14 protein-coding genes and 1 riboswitch are annotated in these 16213 nt (G+C 75.8%); of the genes, 9 read left to right on the forward strand and 5 right to left on the reverse strand.

Going from position 1 to position 16213, the window contains the following annotated elements; all coding sequences use genetic code 11:
* Positions 1-13: 13 nt before the first annotated feature.
* From ABEA15_RS01810 to ABEA15_RS01820, 3 genes are all read right to left on the reverse strand, one after another.
* Positions 14-1204 (reverse strand): acyl-CoA dehydrogenase family protein, encoded by a 1191-nt coding sequence (locus ABEA15_RS01810; RefSeq protein WP_345555174.1) that lies wholly within the window; start codon positions 1202-1204, stop codon positions 14-16.
* Positions 1205-1287: 83 nt separating this feature from the next.
* Entirely contained in the window at positions 1288-2613 is a 1326-nt protein-coding gene (locus tag ABEA15_RS01815) for a CaiB/BaiF CoA transferase family protein (protein WP_425579347.1), read from the reverse strand.
* Complete coding sequence (locus tag ABEA15_RS01820) at positions 2610-2996, reverse strand: DUF3870 domain-containing protein (protein ID WP_345555176.1); 387 nt, start codon at positions 2994-2996, stop codon at positions 2610-2612. The genes ABEA15_RS01815 and ABEA15_RS01820 overlap by 4 nt, the downstream gene beginning before the upstream one ends.
* 440 nt (positions 2997-3436) lie before the next feature.
* Here ABEA15_RS01820 and ABEA15_RS01825 point away from each other — a divergent pair, with 440 nt between their 5' ends.
* Together ABEA15_RS01825 and ABEA15_RS01830 are read left to right on the forward strand one after the other, a co-directional pair.
* Positions 3437-4270 (forward strand): SAM-dependent methyltransferase, encoded by an 834-nt coding sequence (locus ABEA15_RS01825; protein ID WP_345555177.1) that lies wholly within the window; start codon positions 3437-3439, stop codon positions 4268-4270.
* Positions 4271-4387: 117 nt separating this feature from the next.
* Entirely contained in the window at positions 4388-4945 is a 558-nt protein-coding gene (locus ABEA15_RS01830) for a DinB family protein (protein ID WP_344148441.1), read from the forward strand.
* 80 nt (positions 4946-5025) lie between these two features.
* Here ABEA15_RS01830 and ABEA15_RS01835 read toward each other — a convergent pair whose 3' ends face one another.
* Positions 5026-5646 (reverse strand): Uma2 family endonuclease, encoded by a 621-nt coding sequence (locus tag ABEA15_RS01835; protein WP_386699080.1) that lies wholly within the window; start codon positions 5644-5646, stop codon positions 5026-5028.
* 518 nt (positions 5647-6164) lie between these two features.
* Positions 6165-8570 (reverse strand): primosomal protein N', encoded by a 2406-nt coding sequence (locus ABEA15_RS01840; protein WP_345555178.1) that lies wholly within the window; start codon positions 8568-8570, stop codon positions 6165-6167.
* 146 nt (positions 8571-8716) lie between these two features.
* On the opposite strand from ABEA15_RS01840, the gene fmt reads away from it, so the two are divergent.
* From fmt to ribH, 7 genes are all read left to right on the forward strand, one after another.
* Positions 8717-9649: a methionyl-tRNA formyltransferase gene (fmt, locus tag ABEA15_RS01845; protein ID WP_344148432.1), complete on the forward strand. Its 933-nt coding sequence runs from the start codon at positions 8717-8719 to the stop codon at positions 9647-9649.
* A gap of 187 nt (positions 9650-9836) precedes the next feature.
* Entirely contained in the window at positions 9837-11327 is a 1491-nt protein-coding gene (locus ABEA15_RS01850; protein WP_345555179.1) for an RsmB/NOP family class I SAM-dependent RNA methyltransferase, read from the forward strand.
* A 61-nt stretch (positions 11328-11388) separates the two neighbouring features.
* Positions 11389-12054, forward strand: a complete 666-nt coding sequence (gene rpe, locus ABEA15_RS01855) for a ribulose-phosphate 3-epimerase (RefSeq protein WP_344148426.1) — start codon at positions 11389-11391, stop codon at positions 12052-12054.
* Positions 12055-12148: 94 nt separating this feature from the next.
* Entirely contained in the window at positions 12149-13195 is a 1047-nt protein-coding gene (locus ABEA15_RS01860) for a phosphatase PAP2 family protein (protein ID WP_345555180.1), read from the forward strand.
* Between the two features lie 37 nt (positions 13196-13232).
* Positions 13233-13363: riboswitch (FMN riboswitch) on the forward strand.
* Positions 13364-13474: 111 nt separating this feature from the next.
* A complete protein-coding gene (locus tag ABEA15_RS01865; protein ID WP_344148420.1) occupies positions 13475-14089 on the forward strand; it encodes a riboflavin synthase in 615 nt (204 codons plus the stop codon).
* 107 nt (positions 14090-14196) lie between these two features.
* A complete protein-coding gene (locus ABEA15_RS01870) occupies positions 14197-15540 on the forward strand; it encodes a bifunctional 3,4-dihydroxy-2-butanone-4-phosphate synthase/GTP cyclohydrolase II (protein WP_345555181.1) in 1344 nt (447 codons plus the stop codon).
* Positions 15541-15651: 111 nt separating this feature from the next.
* Entirely contained in the window at positions 15652-16149 is a 498-nt protein-coding gene (gene ribH, locus ABEA15_RS01875) for a 6,7-dimethyl-8-ribityllumazine synthase (protein WP_345555182.1), read from the forward strand.
* Positions 16150-16213 lie beyond the last annotated feature (64 nt).

Below are 16213 nucleotides of genomic sequence, written 5' to 3' on the forward strand. Positions count from 1 at the left end.
ACCCTGCGGCGCCTCACCGGAACGCCGAGACGCCCGTCACCGCCTGGCCGATGCTCAGCGCGTGGATCTCCTCGGTCCCCTCGTAGGTGGCCACCGTCTCCAGGTTGGCCATGTGCCGCATCACCGGGTACTCCAGAGTGATGCCGTTGGCGCCGTGCAGGGAGCGGGCGGCGCGCGCCACCCGCTGGGCGGCGGCGACGTTGCCGAACTTGCCCAGGCTGATGTGGTTGCGGTGGCAGGCGCCCTCCTCCTTGAGCCGGCCGATGCGCATCGCGGTCAGCCCCGCCTGGTTCACGTCCAGCACCATGTCGGCGAGCTTGCGCTGGGTCAGCTGGAAGCCGGCGATGGGCCCGCCGAACTGCTCGCGCGTACCTGCGTAGTCCAGCGCCGCGGCGTAGCAGGCGCGCGCGGCGCCGGCCGCGCCCCACACGATGCCGTACCGGGCCTCGTTGAGGCAGGACAGCGGCGATCCCAGGCCCGCGGATCCGGGCAGCAGCGCGTCGCCGGGCAGCCGCACCCCCTCCAGGACGAGCTCGGAGGTGATCGAGGCGCGCAGGGACAGCTTGCGGTGCAGCGTGTTGGCGGTGAAGCCGGGGGCGTCTGTGGGCACCGCGAACCCGCGGACGCCCTCGTCGGTGGCGGCCCACACGATCGCTACGTCGGCGACCGAGCCGTTGGTGATCCACATCTTCGTGCCGTCGAGGACCCAGTCCGCGCCGTCGCGCCGGGCACGGGTGCGCATCGACCCCGGGTCGCTGCCGGAGTCGGGCTCGGTCAGCCCGAAGCAGCCGATCGCCTCGCCCGCCGCCATCCGCGGCAGCCACTCCCGCTTCTGCTCCGAGGAGCCGAAACGGTGGAGGGCGTACATGGCCAGCGACCCCTGCACCGACACGAAGCTGCGCAGCCCGGAGTCGACCGCCTCCAGCTCGCGGCAGGCCAGGCCGTAGGCGACCGCCCCGGCGCCCGCGCACCCGTAGCCCTCCAGGTGCATACCCAGCACGCCCAGCTCGCCGAAGGCCCGGGCCAGGCCGCGCGGGTCGGGCAGTGTGCCGGCCTCGTACCAGTCGGCGACGTGCGGCAGCAGCTCGCGGTTCGCGAAGGCGCGGACGGTGTCGCGGATGTCGGCCTCCTCCGCCGAGAGCGTCGCGTCGAGCGCGAGGAAGTCCTGCGGGTCGGGCGCCTGGGGCCGGTGCTGGTCGCTCATCTGGGCGGTGCCTCCTCGAAATGGCGGTCGGGTCGTGGGACCGAGCCGGCGGCGCGGCGGGTCCCGGCGGGGTGTCGGGGCGGTCAGCCGGTCGGCGGAGCGCCGCCGGGGCCGGCGCCCTCGCGCCGGGCCTGGTGGACGGCACCCCGGTCGATCAGCCGGGCGACGCGTTCGTCGGACACGCCGGACTCGGCCAGTACCCGCGCAGAGTGCTCGCCCAGCAGCGGCGGAGGGGCGGCGGTGCGCTCGCCTGCGGCCGCCGAATCCAGCCGGAACCCGGCGCGCACCAGGTCCAGCGGTCCCGCCGCGGGGTGCTCGGCGCGCAGCAGCACGTCGTCGCCGGCCGACTGGGCGCTGCCGACGGCGTCGAGGACGCCGCGGACGCGCCCGACCGGGACCCCGGCCGCCAGCAGCGCCTCCAGCCACTCGGCCGCCGGCCGGGTGCGCAGCTCGGCCGCGATCTCGGCGACCAGCTCCGCGCGGTGGGCCACCCGGTCGGGATTGGTGGCGAACCGCGGGTCGGCGGCGAGGTCGTCGCGGCCCAGCACCGAGCACAGCCGCCCGTAGAGCGCGTCGTTTCCGGCGGCGATCACGATGTCGGCGTCGGCGGTGGCGAACGCCTGGTAGGGCACGATGGAGCCGTGGGTGTTGCCCACCCGCTCGGGTTCGGTGCCCGTGACCAGCGCCTGCTGGGTGACGTTGGCCAGCCCCGACAGGGCCGAGTTGACCAGGGTGGCGCTGACGTGCTCGCCGCGGCCGGTGGCGCGCGAGCGCACCAGTGCGCCCAGGACGGCCACAGCGGCGTTGAGCCCGGTGAGCACGTCGGTGATCGCCACACCGGCCTTGACGGGCGGGCCGCCGGGCTCGCCGGTGGCGGCCATGAACCCGCTCTCGGCCTGCACGATGAGGTCGAAGCCGGGCCGCTCGGCCGGCTCGTGCTCCGGTCCGAAGCCGCTGATGGAGCAGTAGACGACGGCGGGGTTGCGCGCGCTGACGCCGGCGTAGCCCAGTCCCAGGCGGTCGGCCACGCCGGGGCGGAAGTTCTGCACGACGACGTCGGCGCCCGCGCAGACCTCCTGCACCGCGGCGAGCCCTTCGGGGTCCTTCAGGTCCACGGCCAGGCTGCGCTTGTTCCGGTTGACCGCGAGGAAGTAGCTCGCCTCGCCGCCGGCCCACGGCGGGCCCCACGCGCGCGTGTCGTCGCCGCGGCCGGGGTGCTCGATCTTGACCACGTCGGCGCCCATGTCGGCCAGCAGCATCGTCGCGTAGGGGCCGGCCAGCACGCGGGACAGGTCCGCCACCCGCACCCCCTCCAGCGGGCGCCCGGGCGTGGCAGGGCCCTCGTCGGAGGCGGGGGAGGGGGAGGACGCGTGCCGCGCCCCCGGCGCGGAGCGCTCCTGCCCGGTCACGCCGGCCCGCTCGCGCCGGGGCCCTGCGCCGGCTCGGCCGCGCGCCGCTGGTGGAAGGCCTCCAGGCAGCGGCGCAGCGCGGTGGCCAGCGCGCCGCCGGACTGCCCGGCGTAGCGGCGCTGCACGCGGTCCACGATCTCGGTCATGTCCCGCGTCACCGACAGCCCTTCGACGAGCGCGCGGAAGAACTCCTTGGCCAGGTCGGTGAGCAGGGTGGTGTCGGCGGCGACGATCCTGCCGTCGGCCACGTCGACCGCGAGCACGACGCCCAGCCGCTCGTACTGGGAATGGCTCGCCACGGTGTCGGGCAGCCGGGCATAGCCGGAGACGAGGATGATCCCCGGATCCTCCAGCAGCGGCCTGATGCCGTCGTTCGCGCGCACAGCGCCCCCTCCCGTAACCCGCCGCCGCCCGTCGGCGGCGACGCTACGCGTCACATGCCCCTGGGACATGCGGATCTCCCGGTGTGCTGGAGTCTCGCGCCTGATGGGGCGGCCGGGGGAAGCCGGGCGCCCTCGGCGGGAGGGCAGGCGCCTCACAGTATTCCCGACCGGCGCCGCGGCGTGTCAATCGGGGGCCGCGCCCGGCGGGGCGCCGCGCCGGTGCGGGGGCCTCGGGCCCGGAGCGCCAGGGGGCCGCCGGGAAAAGAACCGTGAAGTTTTCCGATGGTGAATGATCTGCCTCACAACCGGTAACATCGGGCGCTAACTGAAGGTGCGGCGGCGACCGGCCACCGTCCCGGACCCGCGGGCCGTGCGAACCACGCGCCCCACGGCGGCGCCGGGCGCCCGCGGCACCGGCCGACGGCCCGGGGAGCGCGACCGTGACTGACCACCGGCGAGCGGTGCACACCGGCGACGAGCGGCCCGCGGCCGAGGTCGGCGACCAGCGCGTAGTGGACATGGCCGAGCGCCGGGGCCGGGCGCCGTTCGGGCCGCCGACCGACCCCGCGCGCCGGGACCCGGGAGGGCCCGGAGCCGGCGGCCGCTCGGCGGGGGCGGGCGAAGCCGCCGGACCGGCCGCGAGCGCGCACGGCCGCGTGCCGGCGCAGGTCGGCGGCACCCTGATCGAGGCCCGGCGCGGGTTCCTGCGCCGGGCCGTGGGCTATCTCGCCGCCGACGCCGGCGTCCGCCAGTTCGTCGACCTGGGATCGCGCCTGCCGGTGGACGAGGGCGTCGGCCGCGCCGCGCGCGAGTACGCGCCGGGCTCCCGGGTCGTCTACGTCGACGCCGAGTCCAGCGCCGCGCTGCGCGCCGGGCGCGTGGGCGCCGACGACACCGCGGCGGTCGTGGTCGCCGTTGAGCGCATGGACCCCGGCGCGCTGACGGACCGGCTCGCGGAGCGCGGCCTCGTCGACTTCGCCGAGCCGGTCGGCGTCCTCATCACCGACACCACGGCGCTGCGGCGCGACGGCGTCCTCGTCCACGACCTGGTGCGCGCGCTGCACGCCCGGATGGGCCGCGGCGGGCACGTCGCCATCGCCCAGCCCGTACCCGAGGCGCGCGACCCGCACAGCCGGGAGATCGCGGCGTCGGTGTTCGAGCCCTTCACCCTCGTGGAGCCCGGACTCGCGGACATGGCCTGGTGGCCCTACCCCGACGAGGAGGTGAGCGGCGAGCCCACCGGCGTCCTCGCCGGACTCGGCCGCAGCGGCTGAGCAGTCCGTCCGTCCGAGAGGCCGGTGGGAGGCGCGGGAATGGGAGACGGCGCCGGGGTCGGCGAAGCGGGAGCACGGCGGATCGGGATCGGCGGAGCGGCACGGAAAGGGGCGGCCATGGCGGCGCCGGAGTGGGGTGCGGAGATCCTCGGCCAGTTGGAGTCCCATTGGGCACGCACCATGCGGCCCAGGCTGCAGGGGCTCGACGACGACGAGTACTTCTGGGAGCCGGTCGAGGGCTGCTGGTCGGTGCGCCCGCGCCCCGACGGCGGGTTCGGGCTCGACTTCGCCCGGCCCGAGCCCGACCCTCCTCCGGTCACCACCATCGCCTGGCGGTTGAGCCACGTCATCGTGGTGGTGCTGGAGGCGCGCATCGACCGCCACTTCGGCGGGAGCGCCGTGCCGCCGGAGGAGCCGGTGTGGCCGGGCGGCGCCGCCCAGGCCCTCGACCGGCTGGAGCGCGCCCACCGGCGCTGGTGCGGCGAGGTGCGCAAGCTGAGCGAGGCCGACTTCGCCGCCCCGGTGGGAGCCGCCGAAACCGCGGAGTGGGCGCAGCGCCCGTTCGCGGCGCTGGCCCTGCACGTCAACCGCGAGATCATCCACCACCACGCCGAGATCGCCCTGCTGCGCGACCTCTACCGCGCCCACCCGGCCCACCGGGACGACGCCCTGTGAGGTGGGCTCGCGGGGGCGGGTCCCCGTTCGAGTCCTGCCGATGGGAGAACCCGCCTCCACGCACTGCGGCTATGCGGTCTTCAGGCTTCCTCGGATGTGTCGCTGCCGCCGATCTCGTCCTGCCAGTCGTCGCTGTCAGCGACAAGCCAGTACGGAACCAACGTAACCGGGAACGGGGCCTCGGTCGTGAAGAGGTCGCATCCGAATGCTCGTGACGCATCGCGGTACTGACCGTCCTCGAGGCGGAGTTCGAGAATCCCCGGATTCTCCAGGTCCGGATTGATGATCCAGTATGACTCGATACCGAACTTGGCGTATTCGGTGCGCTTCGTGTGATGGTCGTGGAAGACGCTCGATTTCGAGACGATCTCCACCGCCAATAGGGGGGCCTGCGTAAGGTAGGGGGTTTCCCGAGCTGCGCGTGGGATGACCGACAGGTCGGGAACTCGGTGGTGAGTGCGGTCGGCATCGAAATTGATGCCGGCCCCGCTCACCACCGTGAAGCCTTTGGGGGCCTGCCTGTTCAATGCAAAGCTCAACCTGTCGTTGATGAGCGAATGGATGAACGTCGGAGCCGGCGACACCTCAAGCCGCCCTTCGGCCAGTTCGTAGCGGCTGCCGTCGTCCGGCATGCGCTCCAGATCCTTCACCGTCAACGGGCGCTGCTGAGGATGCGCTTCCTCGATGCTCATGACAACCATGATGCCTCCTTGCCTGCATGGAACCAAGTATTCAGAGCGCGCACCGGTTTCGCGGCGGCTTCGCGGAACTCCACCGACTCGGGAGAGCGGCCGAGCGCGCATGCGCGAAATCCCCCTCCGCCGCGCGCCGCGCCGCGGAATCCGCGTCCGCGGCGACCGGCATGAGGTCCTGTTCACGAAGGTGTGGCTGCGAGGTCGCGCAGCCGGATGCCGAGCACGGCGATCCGGACCGCGGCCTCGTAGCGCAGGGCGGCTTGTCGTAGCGCGCGGCCACAGCGCGGACCCGCTTGAGCCGGTGGCCCTGGCGTTCGGGCAGTCGCGCCAGGGCGCACCGGGCGGGCGCCGGCGGATGCCGTCCGGAAGCCGCCGGCGGCTCCATCCGGCCGGTCCGCCGCGCCCGCTGCCGCGGGGCGGCGGCGGTCGGGCTGCCTGGTCGCTGTCCCGGTTGCCGGAGGCCGCGTTCATGTGCAGCCCCGACATGCCGGTCAAGCCCGGCAGACACGCCTTCTCTAACAGGCCTAAACCACGTGGAGCGGGTCCATGCGGACCTGGGCGAGGTGCTCGTCCTTGCGGGCGCTGCGGGCCGAGGCCGCGGCCTTGAGGGACGCGGCGAGCGCGAGGGTGTCGGAGTGGGGCACGCGCAGCAGGGCGCGCTCGGCGGGGGAGTCGTCGGACTCCGCTCCGGCGCCGCCCACGGGCACCGGGCCCAGCAGCTCCGCGGAGGCGGGCGGCTCGACCTGGTCCAGCAGTTCGCGCACGTGCGCGGCTCCGCCGGTGACCGAGGCCATCGTCACCGCCGGCGGGAACCCGAGCTCGCGGCGCTCGGCCAGCTCGCGCTCGGCGAAACCGCCCGGGTCCCAGCGCACCAGCGCCTGGGTGGCCGGCAGCTGGGCGTCGGCGACGACCACCACCCGGCCGCCCTCGGCCGCCGGGCGCACCAGGGCCGCGGCGTTGCACCAGCGGCGCAGCGCCTCCTCGGAGGCGCGCAGGTCGGCGCGGCCCAGCAGCGCCCAGCCGTCCAGCAGCACCGCCGCCGCGTAGCCGCCCTCGGCCGCGGGTTCGGCGCCGGGCGTGGCCACCACGAGCGCAGGGCGCCCGCCCACGCCGGTGAGCACCCCCTCGCGCCCCGAGGTGCGCACCGTCAGCGCAGGAAACGCCCGCCCCAGCTCCTCGGCGGTCCGGCGCGCGCCGACGACTCCCGCGCGCATCCGGGACGCGCCGCAGGACGGGCAGGCCCACTCGCCGGCGATCCGGCCGCACCAGCGGCAGTAGGGCATCGCGTGCGCGCCGCGCACCGCCAGCGGGCCCTGGCAGGAGCCGCAGCGCGCGGGCGCCCGGCAGGAACCGCAGGCCAGCGAGGCCAGGTAGCCCCGGCGCGGCACCTGCACCAGCACCGGGCCGCCGGTGGCGGCCTCGCGGGCCACGCGCAGCGCGAGGCTGGGGATGCGGGCCGTGCGGGCGGCCTCGTCGCGCGCGAGCTCGCCGTCGTCGCCCGCGGCCTGCACGCGGGGCGCGCGCCCGCGCACCGCGGCGCGGTCGGCGGTCAGCGGGTGCGCCCACCCGGACTCGACGAGCCGGGCGCCCTCGGTGGTGCGGGTGAAGCCGCCGACCAGCGCCGCCGACTGCGCCCGGTGCGCACGCAGGGTCAGCACCGTGCGCGCGTGCGGATACGGCGCGTGCGGCTCGGCGTGCACATCGTCGCCGTCGTCCCACAGCACGGCCAGGCCCAGGTCGCGCACCGGGGCGAACGCGGCGGCGCGGGTCCCGACGACGACGCGGACGCGGCCGCGCAGCGCGGCCAGCCACCGGCGGTAGCGCTCGGCGGGACCGAGGCCGGCCGTCAGCGCGACGTGGCGGCCCTCGCCCAGCCGCCGGCTCAGGGCCGCGTCGACGGCCTCGACGTCGCGGCCGTCGGGCACGACCACGACCGCGCCCCGGCCCGCCTCATCGGCGGTGGCGGCCGCGACGGCGATCGCGTCGGCCCAGTCGGGGCCGGGGAGCGCGTTCCACACCGCGCGCGGCGCGGTGCCCGAGCGCAGCGCGGCGAGGAAGGAGCGCCCGGCGGTGTAGGCGGCCCAGGGTCCAGGCTCGGGAGCGGGGAGCGCGTCGTGGGCTCCACCGGTTCGGTCGGCGGGGTCGGGGGCGGCCGCGGAACCGTCCGGTTCCGGTCCGCCGGAGTCAGCGGCGGCCGACCCCCCCTCCGGGGAGCCGGCGGATTCGGTGGGCGCACCGCCGGGGGAACCGCGGTCCGCACCCCCGTCCGGCGCTGCGGCCCCGCCCCCCGTCGCGGGCTCGTCGGCGCCCTCGGCGGCCTCCGCGGCGGTGTCAGCGGTCGCGGCGGCCTCCGCGGCGGCCCGGGCCTCCTCCTTCTCCACCCGGGCATGCCGCGGCGGCACGGCCAGCCGGAGCACGTCGCTGAACGTGCCCGCGTAGCGGTCGGCGACCGCGCGGGCCAGACCGGCGATCTCCGGAGTGAGGACCGGCTCGGGCGAGACCACCTGGTGCAGGTAGGCCAGCCGGCCCTGGAACTCGGACTCGGCGCGGCGCTCGACCAGGAAGCCGGCGAGCAGCTGGCCGTTGAACCGGACCCGGACCCGGCATCCCGGGACGGCGTCGGCGTCCATGCTCTGGGGAACCCGGTAGTCGAAGAGCCGGTCGAGGTGGGGGAGCGGGGTGTCGACCGCGACACGGGCGACCGGATCGCGCTCGGCCGGACGCTGCGGCTTAGGGCGCTTGGCGCTTTTTGCGGGCTTTGCCGCGCCTGTGTCGGCGGCAGCGGCCCCGCCCGCGTCCCCCGTGCTCGCGGCCTCCTCCGGGGGCTCCGCCGCGCCCCGCCCGGCCGGCGGCGGCACCCCGTCGGCCCCCGCGGCGGAGCGGGGCACGTCGAACAGGGTCCCCTCGTCGGGGCCGGGCGGCGGAGTCATCGGACAACAGGTCTACCAGAGCCCGCCGACACCCCCGCCGCGCTGCGCCGAAGCGGACGCGACCGGCGGATCGGAGCCCGCACCCGCGGGCGGACTGATAGACAAGGTGCTGCGCAGGACGAGAACAGGTGAGGGAGAGCGGTCGCATGAAACTGGTCTTCGCGGGAACCCCCGAGGCGGCGGTGCCCTCGCTCAAGACGCTGCTGGGCTCCCACCACGACGTGGCGGCGGTGGCGACCCGGCCCGACGCCCGCTCGGGGCGGGGGCGGCGCCTTGCGCCGAGCCCGGTCGCCCAGGTCGCCCAGGACGCCGGCGTCGAGGTGCTCAAGCCGGAGAAGGCGAGCGACCCGGAGTTCCTCCGTCGGCTGCGGGAGATCGCCCCCGACTGCTGCCCGGTGGTGGCCTACGGCGCGCTGCTGCGCCGGGAGGCCCTGGACGTCCCGGCCCACGGCTGGGTGAACCTGCACTTCTCGCTGCTGCCCCAGTGGCGCGGCGCGGCGCCGGTGCAGCACGCGGTGCTGCACGGCGACGACCTCACCGGCGCGGCGACCTTCCTCATCGAGCCCGACCTCGACTCCGGCCCGGTCTACGGCACCGTCGTCGAACCCATCGGCCCGCACGACACCAGCGGCGACCTGCTCGCCCGGCTCGCCGAGTCGGGGGCCGGCCTGCTGCTGCGCACCCTGGACGGCATCGAGTCCGGCGAGCTGGCGCCGCGCCCGCAGAGCGGCGACGGCGTCTCCTTCGCGCCGAAGCTCACTCCCGCCGACGCCGAGGTCGACTTCACCGCACCGGCGATGCGCGTCGACCGCCTGATCCGGGCGTGCACCCCGGCTCCCGGCGCGTGGACGACCTTCCGCGGCCGGCGCCTGAAGCTCGGCCCGGTCCGGCCGGTCATCGGCGCCGACGCGCTGCCGCCCGGCCGCATCGGCGTCACCCGGGACCGCGTCTTCGCCGGCACCGCCACCCACCCGGTGGAACTGGGCGAGGTCCAGCCCCAGGGCAAGCGGCGCATGCCCGCCGTGGACTGGGCCCGCGGCGTGCACCCGGCGGACGCCGACGTCCTGGGGGCCGACTGAGTCCCCGCACCGGGCGCGGGACCGCGCGATCCCGGCCGCGGAGGGGCATCGGGTACGCAGAGTGAGTATCCTCGACAGGGCGGTCCCCCCGTTCCCGAGCCCACAACCGGCCCCTGCGCCCGTGGCCGGTGGGTCGGCGCGCGGGCCGAGTGCAGACCCCCCGGTGAGGCTGAAGGCAGAGTTCCCTGTGAGTGACCGTTCCCGTCCGTCCCACCGCTCCTCGCCCCGCAAGAACGGGGGGAGCGGCGGAAAGGGCGGCAAGACCGCGCCGCCCGCTCCGAAGGACCCGGCGCGGCGGACCGCCTACGACGTGCTGCGGGCGGTGCAGGACCGCGACGCCTACGCCAACCTGCTGCTGCCCTCGCTGCTGCGCGAGCGCGGGCTCCACGGGCGCGACGCCGCGCTCGCCACGGAGCTCACCTACGGCGCCCTGCGCCGCCAGGGCACCTACGACGCGATCCTGGACGCCTGCATCGACCGCTCGCTGCGATCGGTCGACAGCGAGGTGCTGCCCGTCCTGCGGCTGGGCGCCCACCAGCTGCTCTCCACGGCCATTCCGCCGCACGCCGCGGTCAGTGCGACCGTCGACCTGGCCCGCCGGGTGGTCGGCCACCACCGGGGCAAATTCGCCAACGCGGTGCTACGCAAGGTGGGCCGCCGCGGCCTCGACGACTGGACCGCGATCGTGGCGCCCGACCGCGCCGCCGACCCCGTCGGCCACCTCAGCGTGGTCCACAGCCACCCGCGCTGGATCGTGGAGGCCTTGGCCGCGGCCCTGGGCGAGGACGCCGCGGGCGGCGCCTCCGGAGCCGACCCGGAGCCGGGAGGGGCCATGGCCGAGACCGAGCGCCTGCTCGCCGCGCACAACGAGCGGCCGCGGGTGACGCTGGTCGCCAAGCCCGGCCGGGCCGCGGTCGAGGACCTGGTCGGCGGCGGAGCCACGCGCGCGCAGTACTCGCCCTACGGCGCCTACCTGCCCGAGGGCGATCCCGCGCAGCTGCGCGAGGTCCGCCAGCGCCGTGCCGCGGTGCAGGACGAGGCCAGCCAGCTCGTCGCGCTCGCGCTGACCCGCGTCGGGCTCGACGGCGCCGACGCCCGCTGGTTGGACGCCTGCGCCGGGCCGGGCGGCAAGGCCGCCCTGCTGGCCGGGCTCGCGGGCGGGCGCGACGCCCGCCTGCTGGCGGCCGAGGTCCAGGCCGCCCGGGCGGGGTTGGTCGCCGGGGCGGTGGAGCGCTCGCAGCGCGACGCCGGCCGCACCGTGGTGGCCGACTCCACGCGCCCGGCGTGGCGCGACGGCGCCTTCGACCGGGTGCTCGTCGACGCACCCTGCACCGGCCTGGGCGCGCTGCGGCGCCGCCCGGAGGCGCGCTGGCGGCGTACGCCCGAGACCGCCGCCGACCTGGAGCCGCTGCAGCGCGGCCTGCTCGCCCGCGCGCTGGACGCCGCGCGCCCCGGTGGCGTGGTCGCCTACGTGACCTGCTCGCCGCACCTGCCCGAGACGCGCGGCGTCGTCGAAGGGGTCCTGGCCGAACGCTCCGACGCCGAACCGCTGCGCGCCGCCGACTACCTCGGCGAGGTGCCCGACGTCGCGGCCGGGCCCGAGGGGCGCTACGTCCAGTTCTGGCCGCACCGCCACGGCACCGACGCCATGTTCCTGGCGCTGCTGCGCAAGCGCTGAGGCGGCGCGGGAGCCGCGGGCGGCGCGGGAACCGCGCCGATCCGCTAATAGACTCGGCCGCGTGGCAATCCAGATCTCACCCAGCATCCTGTCCGCCGACTTCGCGCACCTGGCCGACGAGGCCGCGGCGGTTTCCGGTGCGGCCGACTGGCTGCACGTCGACGTGATGGACAACCACTTCGTGCCCAACCTGACCCTGGGCCTGCCGGTCGTGGAGTCGCTGCTGAAGTCCGTGGACGTGCCGATGGACTGCCACCTGATGATCGAGGACCCCGACCGCTGGGCGCCCGCCTACGCCGAGGCCGGAGCGGGCAGCGTCACCGTGCACGCCGAGGCGGCGCGCTCGCCGGTGCGGACCCTGCGGGAGATCCGCGGGCAGGGCGCGCGGGCCGGGCTCGCGCTGAACCCCGGCACCGCCCTGGAGTCCTACGCCGACCTGCTGCCCGAGGTCGACATGCTGCTGATGATGACGGTCGAACCCGGGTTCGGCGGCCAGGCGTTCCTCGACCTGGTGCTGCCGAAGCTCCGCCGCGCCCGCGAGCTGATCGCGGCCGGCGGGGGCTCGGTCTGGCTGCAGGTCGACGGCGGCATCACCGACGAGACCGTCGAGCGGGCGGCGGAGGCCGGTGCCGACGTGTTCGTCGCGGGCTCGTCGGTGTACAAGGCCGACGACCCCGCCGACGCGGTCCGGGCGCTGCGGGCCCGGGCGCAGAAGGCCGCCGGGTAGCCGCGCGGCGTGGGGGCGCCGCGTAGTCGACGGCCCCCACTGATCGGAACGAGTCGGACAATCCGAGGTCTGGATCGCGATACGCGAGGTGTGCATGGACGCGGTGTGGGACGTCGAGATCGTCGTGGTCGAGTGGATCCAGAGCTGGGGCCGATGGCTTGAGGCGCCCATGGAGGCCGTGAGCGTCCTCGGCTCCCAGGCGCTGCTGGTGGTGCTCGTGCCCCTGGTGTTCTGGAGCCTGAACGCGGCGGTCGGCGCGCGCCTCTACCTGATCGCCACCGGCGCCGCTCTGGTCGCCGGCCTGCTCAAGATCGTCCTGCACAGTGCGCGGCCCTCCTGGTTCCACCTCTCCGTGCGCCCGCTGGCCGGCGAGACCACCTTCGGTGCGCCCTCCGCCCACGCCACGACGTCCCTGGTGCTGTGGGGGTACACGGCGCTGCGCCTTCGCCGGAGGTGGGCGTGGTGGGCGGCCGCCGCGACCATCGCGGCGGTCGGCCTGACGCGGATCTACCTCGGCGCGCACTTCGTCACCGACGTGCTGGCCGGCTGGCTGCTGGGCGCGGCGGTGCTGTGGGCCGCGCTGCGCTACGAGGACGCGCTGCTGGCACGCTGGCGGCGCCTGGGCCTGCCCGCGCAGACGGGCCTCGCGCTCGCCGCCTCGCTGGTTGCGCTGCTCGCGGCCGCCGGGTGGCAGGCCCTGTTCCACGCCGACTGGAGCCCGCCCGAGGAGTGGACCGGCTCGGTGCCGCCCGGGCTCGACCACGCCTCGCTGGAGTACATGGCGGGCGTCGCCGGCGGCCTCTTCGGCGGTGTGCTCGGGCTGTCGGCGCTGGCCGTGCGCGGCTGGTACAGCACGGCGGGCTCGGCGGTCTCGCGCGCCGCGCGCTATGTGATCGGGATCTCCGGGACCGTGCTGATCCTCGTGGCGGTCGACGTCGCCGTCCCCGGGGCCGCGGGCACCGCGGGGCTGCTGCGCGAGTACCTGGTCTTCGCCGTGCTGGGCGCCTGGTCCGCGCTGGGCGCGCCGGAGCTCTTCCTGCGCATGGGCCTGGCCGAGCGCCCCGCCGGAGCGAGCCCCGCCGCGGGCGCCGCACGGACCGCCGACGCGCCGTCGGACGGGCCCGCTGCCGATCGGGAATGACCCGGCATGGCACACTGTTGCCAGAAACGTTGAACCAACGCGTGCTCCGGGGTCGGTGAAAGTCCGAACCGGCGGTGACAGTCCGCGACCCGGCCGATTCCATCGGCCGGTTGAACCGGTGGAACTCCGGTACCGACGGTGAAAGTCCGGATGGGAGGCAGTACGCGTGGGATCGGTCGAGCCGCGGGCGCCTGCCCGCTCTCCCCGGTCCTCCCAGGGCGGTGCGACCGCCCGCACGCCATCCCCGGAGCCTGATCCGGGTAAGGGGATGGATGGGACGTGTTCACCGGAATCGTCGAGGAACTCGGTGAGATCACCGGGATCGAGCAGGCGGGCGACTTCGAGGGCGACGCCGTACGGCTGACCGTGCGCGGCCCGGTCGTGACCGCCGACATCCGGCACGGCGACTCCGTCGCCGTCAACGGGGTCTGCCTCACCGCCACCGCCGTCTCCGGCGACACCTTCGGCGCCGATGTGATGAAGGAGACCCTGGACCGCTCCAGCCTCGGAGCGCTCACCGCGGGGTCCCCGGTCAACCTGGAACGCGCCGCGAAGGTGTCCGACCGCCTGGGCGGCCACATCGTCCAGGGCCACGTCGACGCCAGGGCCGAGGTCGTCGAGCGCGTCACCGGCTCCCGCTGGGAGACCGTCCGCTTCTCCCTGCCGGCCGACCTGGCGCGCTACGTCGTCGAGAAGGGCTCGATCACCGTCGACGGCGTGAGCCTGACCGTGGCCTCGGTCGGCACCGACAGCTTCACCGTCAGCCTCATCCCCACCACGCTCGACCTCACCACGCTGGGCTCCAAGGGCATCGGCGCGCCGGTGAACCTGGAGGCCGACGTCATCGCCAAGTACGTCGAGCGCCTGATGCCCCGCTCACAGGCGGGCGCCTGATGGGCGGGCAGGCCGGCGGCGGACGCCCGCACCGGGGGGCGGCCCCGCCGGCGGCTCCCGCAGCCGCACCACGCACCGCAGGCAACGGCCGAGGAGTTACCGCAGCGATGACCAGTACCACCACCGAGCAGCCCGCCCCCGCCGGCGCCGACCGGGCCCCCGGGGCCCCCTCCGCCGGCGCCCTCCCGAGCCTCCTCGACGACATCGCCGACGCGATCGACGACATCGCCGCCGGGCGTCCCGTCATCGTGGTCGACGACGAGGACCGCGAGAACGAGGGCGACATCGTCTTCGCCGCCGAATCCGCCACCCCCGAGCTGCTCGCGTTCACGGTCCGCCACACCTCGGGCCTGCTGTGCGCGCCCATGCTCGGCGAGGACCTGGACCGGCTCGACCTCCCGCTCATGACGTCGGAGAACCAGGAGGGCCTGCGCACGGCCTACACGGTGACCGTCGACGCGCGCACCGGCATCAGCACCGGGATCTCCGCCGCCGACCGCGCCCGCACGGTCAGCCTGCTCGCCGCCCCCGGCACCCGGGCCGGCGACCTCAACCGGCCGGGCCACGTGCTGCCGCTGCGGTACCGGCCCGGCGGCGTCCTCGCCCGCCGCGGCCACACCGAGGCCTCGGTCGACCTCGCCCGGCTCGCGGGCATGCGTCCCGCCGCGGTCATCGCCGAGGTCGTCGAGGACGACGGCACCATGGCCCGGCTGCCGCGGCTGCGCGAGTTCGCCGATGAGCACGGGCTGCGGCTGGTCTCCATCGACCAGTTGGTCCGCCACATCGAGGCCGTCGGCGGCGGTGCGCCCGCTGCGCCCGCGGCCGGACCCGCCTCCCGCGGCCCGCTGGTGGAGCGCGTGGTCGAGACGCGCATCCCCAACAACCACGGCGACTGGCGCGCCGTCGGCTACCGGGGCGCGACCGACGGCGCGGAGCACGTCGCCCTGGTCCTGGGAGATCCCGCCCACACCCCCGATCCGCTGGTGCGCCTGCACTCGGAGTGCCTGACGGGCGACGCCTTCGGTTCTCACCGCTGCGACTGCGGCGCCCAGTTGGAGGCCGCCATGGCCGCCGTCGCCGCCGAGGGCAGCGGTGTCATCGTCTACCTGCGGGGCCACGAGGGGCGCGGGATCGGTCTGCTGCACAAGCTGCGGGCCTACCGGCTGCAGGACTCCGGTGCCGACACCGTCGACGCGAACCTGGAGCTGGGCCTGCCCGCCGACGCCCGCGACTTCGGCGCCGGCGCGGCCGTCCTCGCCGACCTGGGAGTGCGCTCGGTGCGCCTGCTGAGCAACAACCCGAAGAAGACGGAGGGGCTGAGCGAGCACGGCGTCGGTGTCACGGAGCGGATCCCGATGCCCAGCGCCGTCACCGCTGACAACCTGCGCTACTTGCAGACCAAGCGCGACCGGATGGGCCATGACCTGCCCGGAATCGTCGCCGCCACCTGACGCGGAGCGCCGTCCGCGCGGCGCGCCGCCCGCCCCGCGGCCGCCGCGGGGCGGCGCGGCGGCGACCGCGACACACCAGCACGCAACCAGCCCGGAAGGAACCCGATCGAGATGAGCGGAACAGGACGCCCGGAGGAGTCCCGGGTCGACGCCGCCGGCCTGCGCGTGGGCATCGTCGCCACCCGCTGGAACGCCGAGGTCGTCGACCCCATGCTCGACCGCGCCCGCACGGCCCTGGCGCACTGGGGTGCGGAGGAGCCCGACGTCGTCCGTGTGGCGGGGGCGATCGAGGTCCCCGTCGTCGCCCAGCAGCTCGCCCGCACCCACGACGCGGTGGTCGCGCTGGGCGCGGTGATCCGCGGCGATACCCCGCACTTCGACTACGTCTGCCAGTCGCTGACGCAGGGCCTGACCGAGGTCGCGCTGGCCGAGTCCACCCCCGTCGCCAACGGCGTGCTCACCTGTGATACCCAGGAGCAGGCCCGCGAGCGCGCGGGACTGCCCGGCAGCCGCGAGGACAAGGGCTGGGAGGCCGCCACGGCCGCCGTCGACACCGCCGCCGTGCTGCGCGGCCTGCGTGCGGGCGCCGACCAGCGGGTACCCGGATAGCACCGGCGCGGGGCGCCGAAGCCGGACGGGCACGATCCAGGCGAGGAGACACCTACACAGTGGA

It is taken from the genome of Streptomonospora halophila, from assembly GCF_039542725.1.
Taxonomy (GTDB): Bacteria; Actinomycetota; Actinomycetes; order Streptosporangiales; family Streptosporangiaceae; genus Streptomonospora; species Streptomonospora halophila.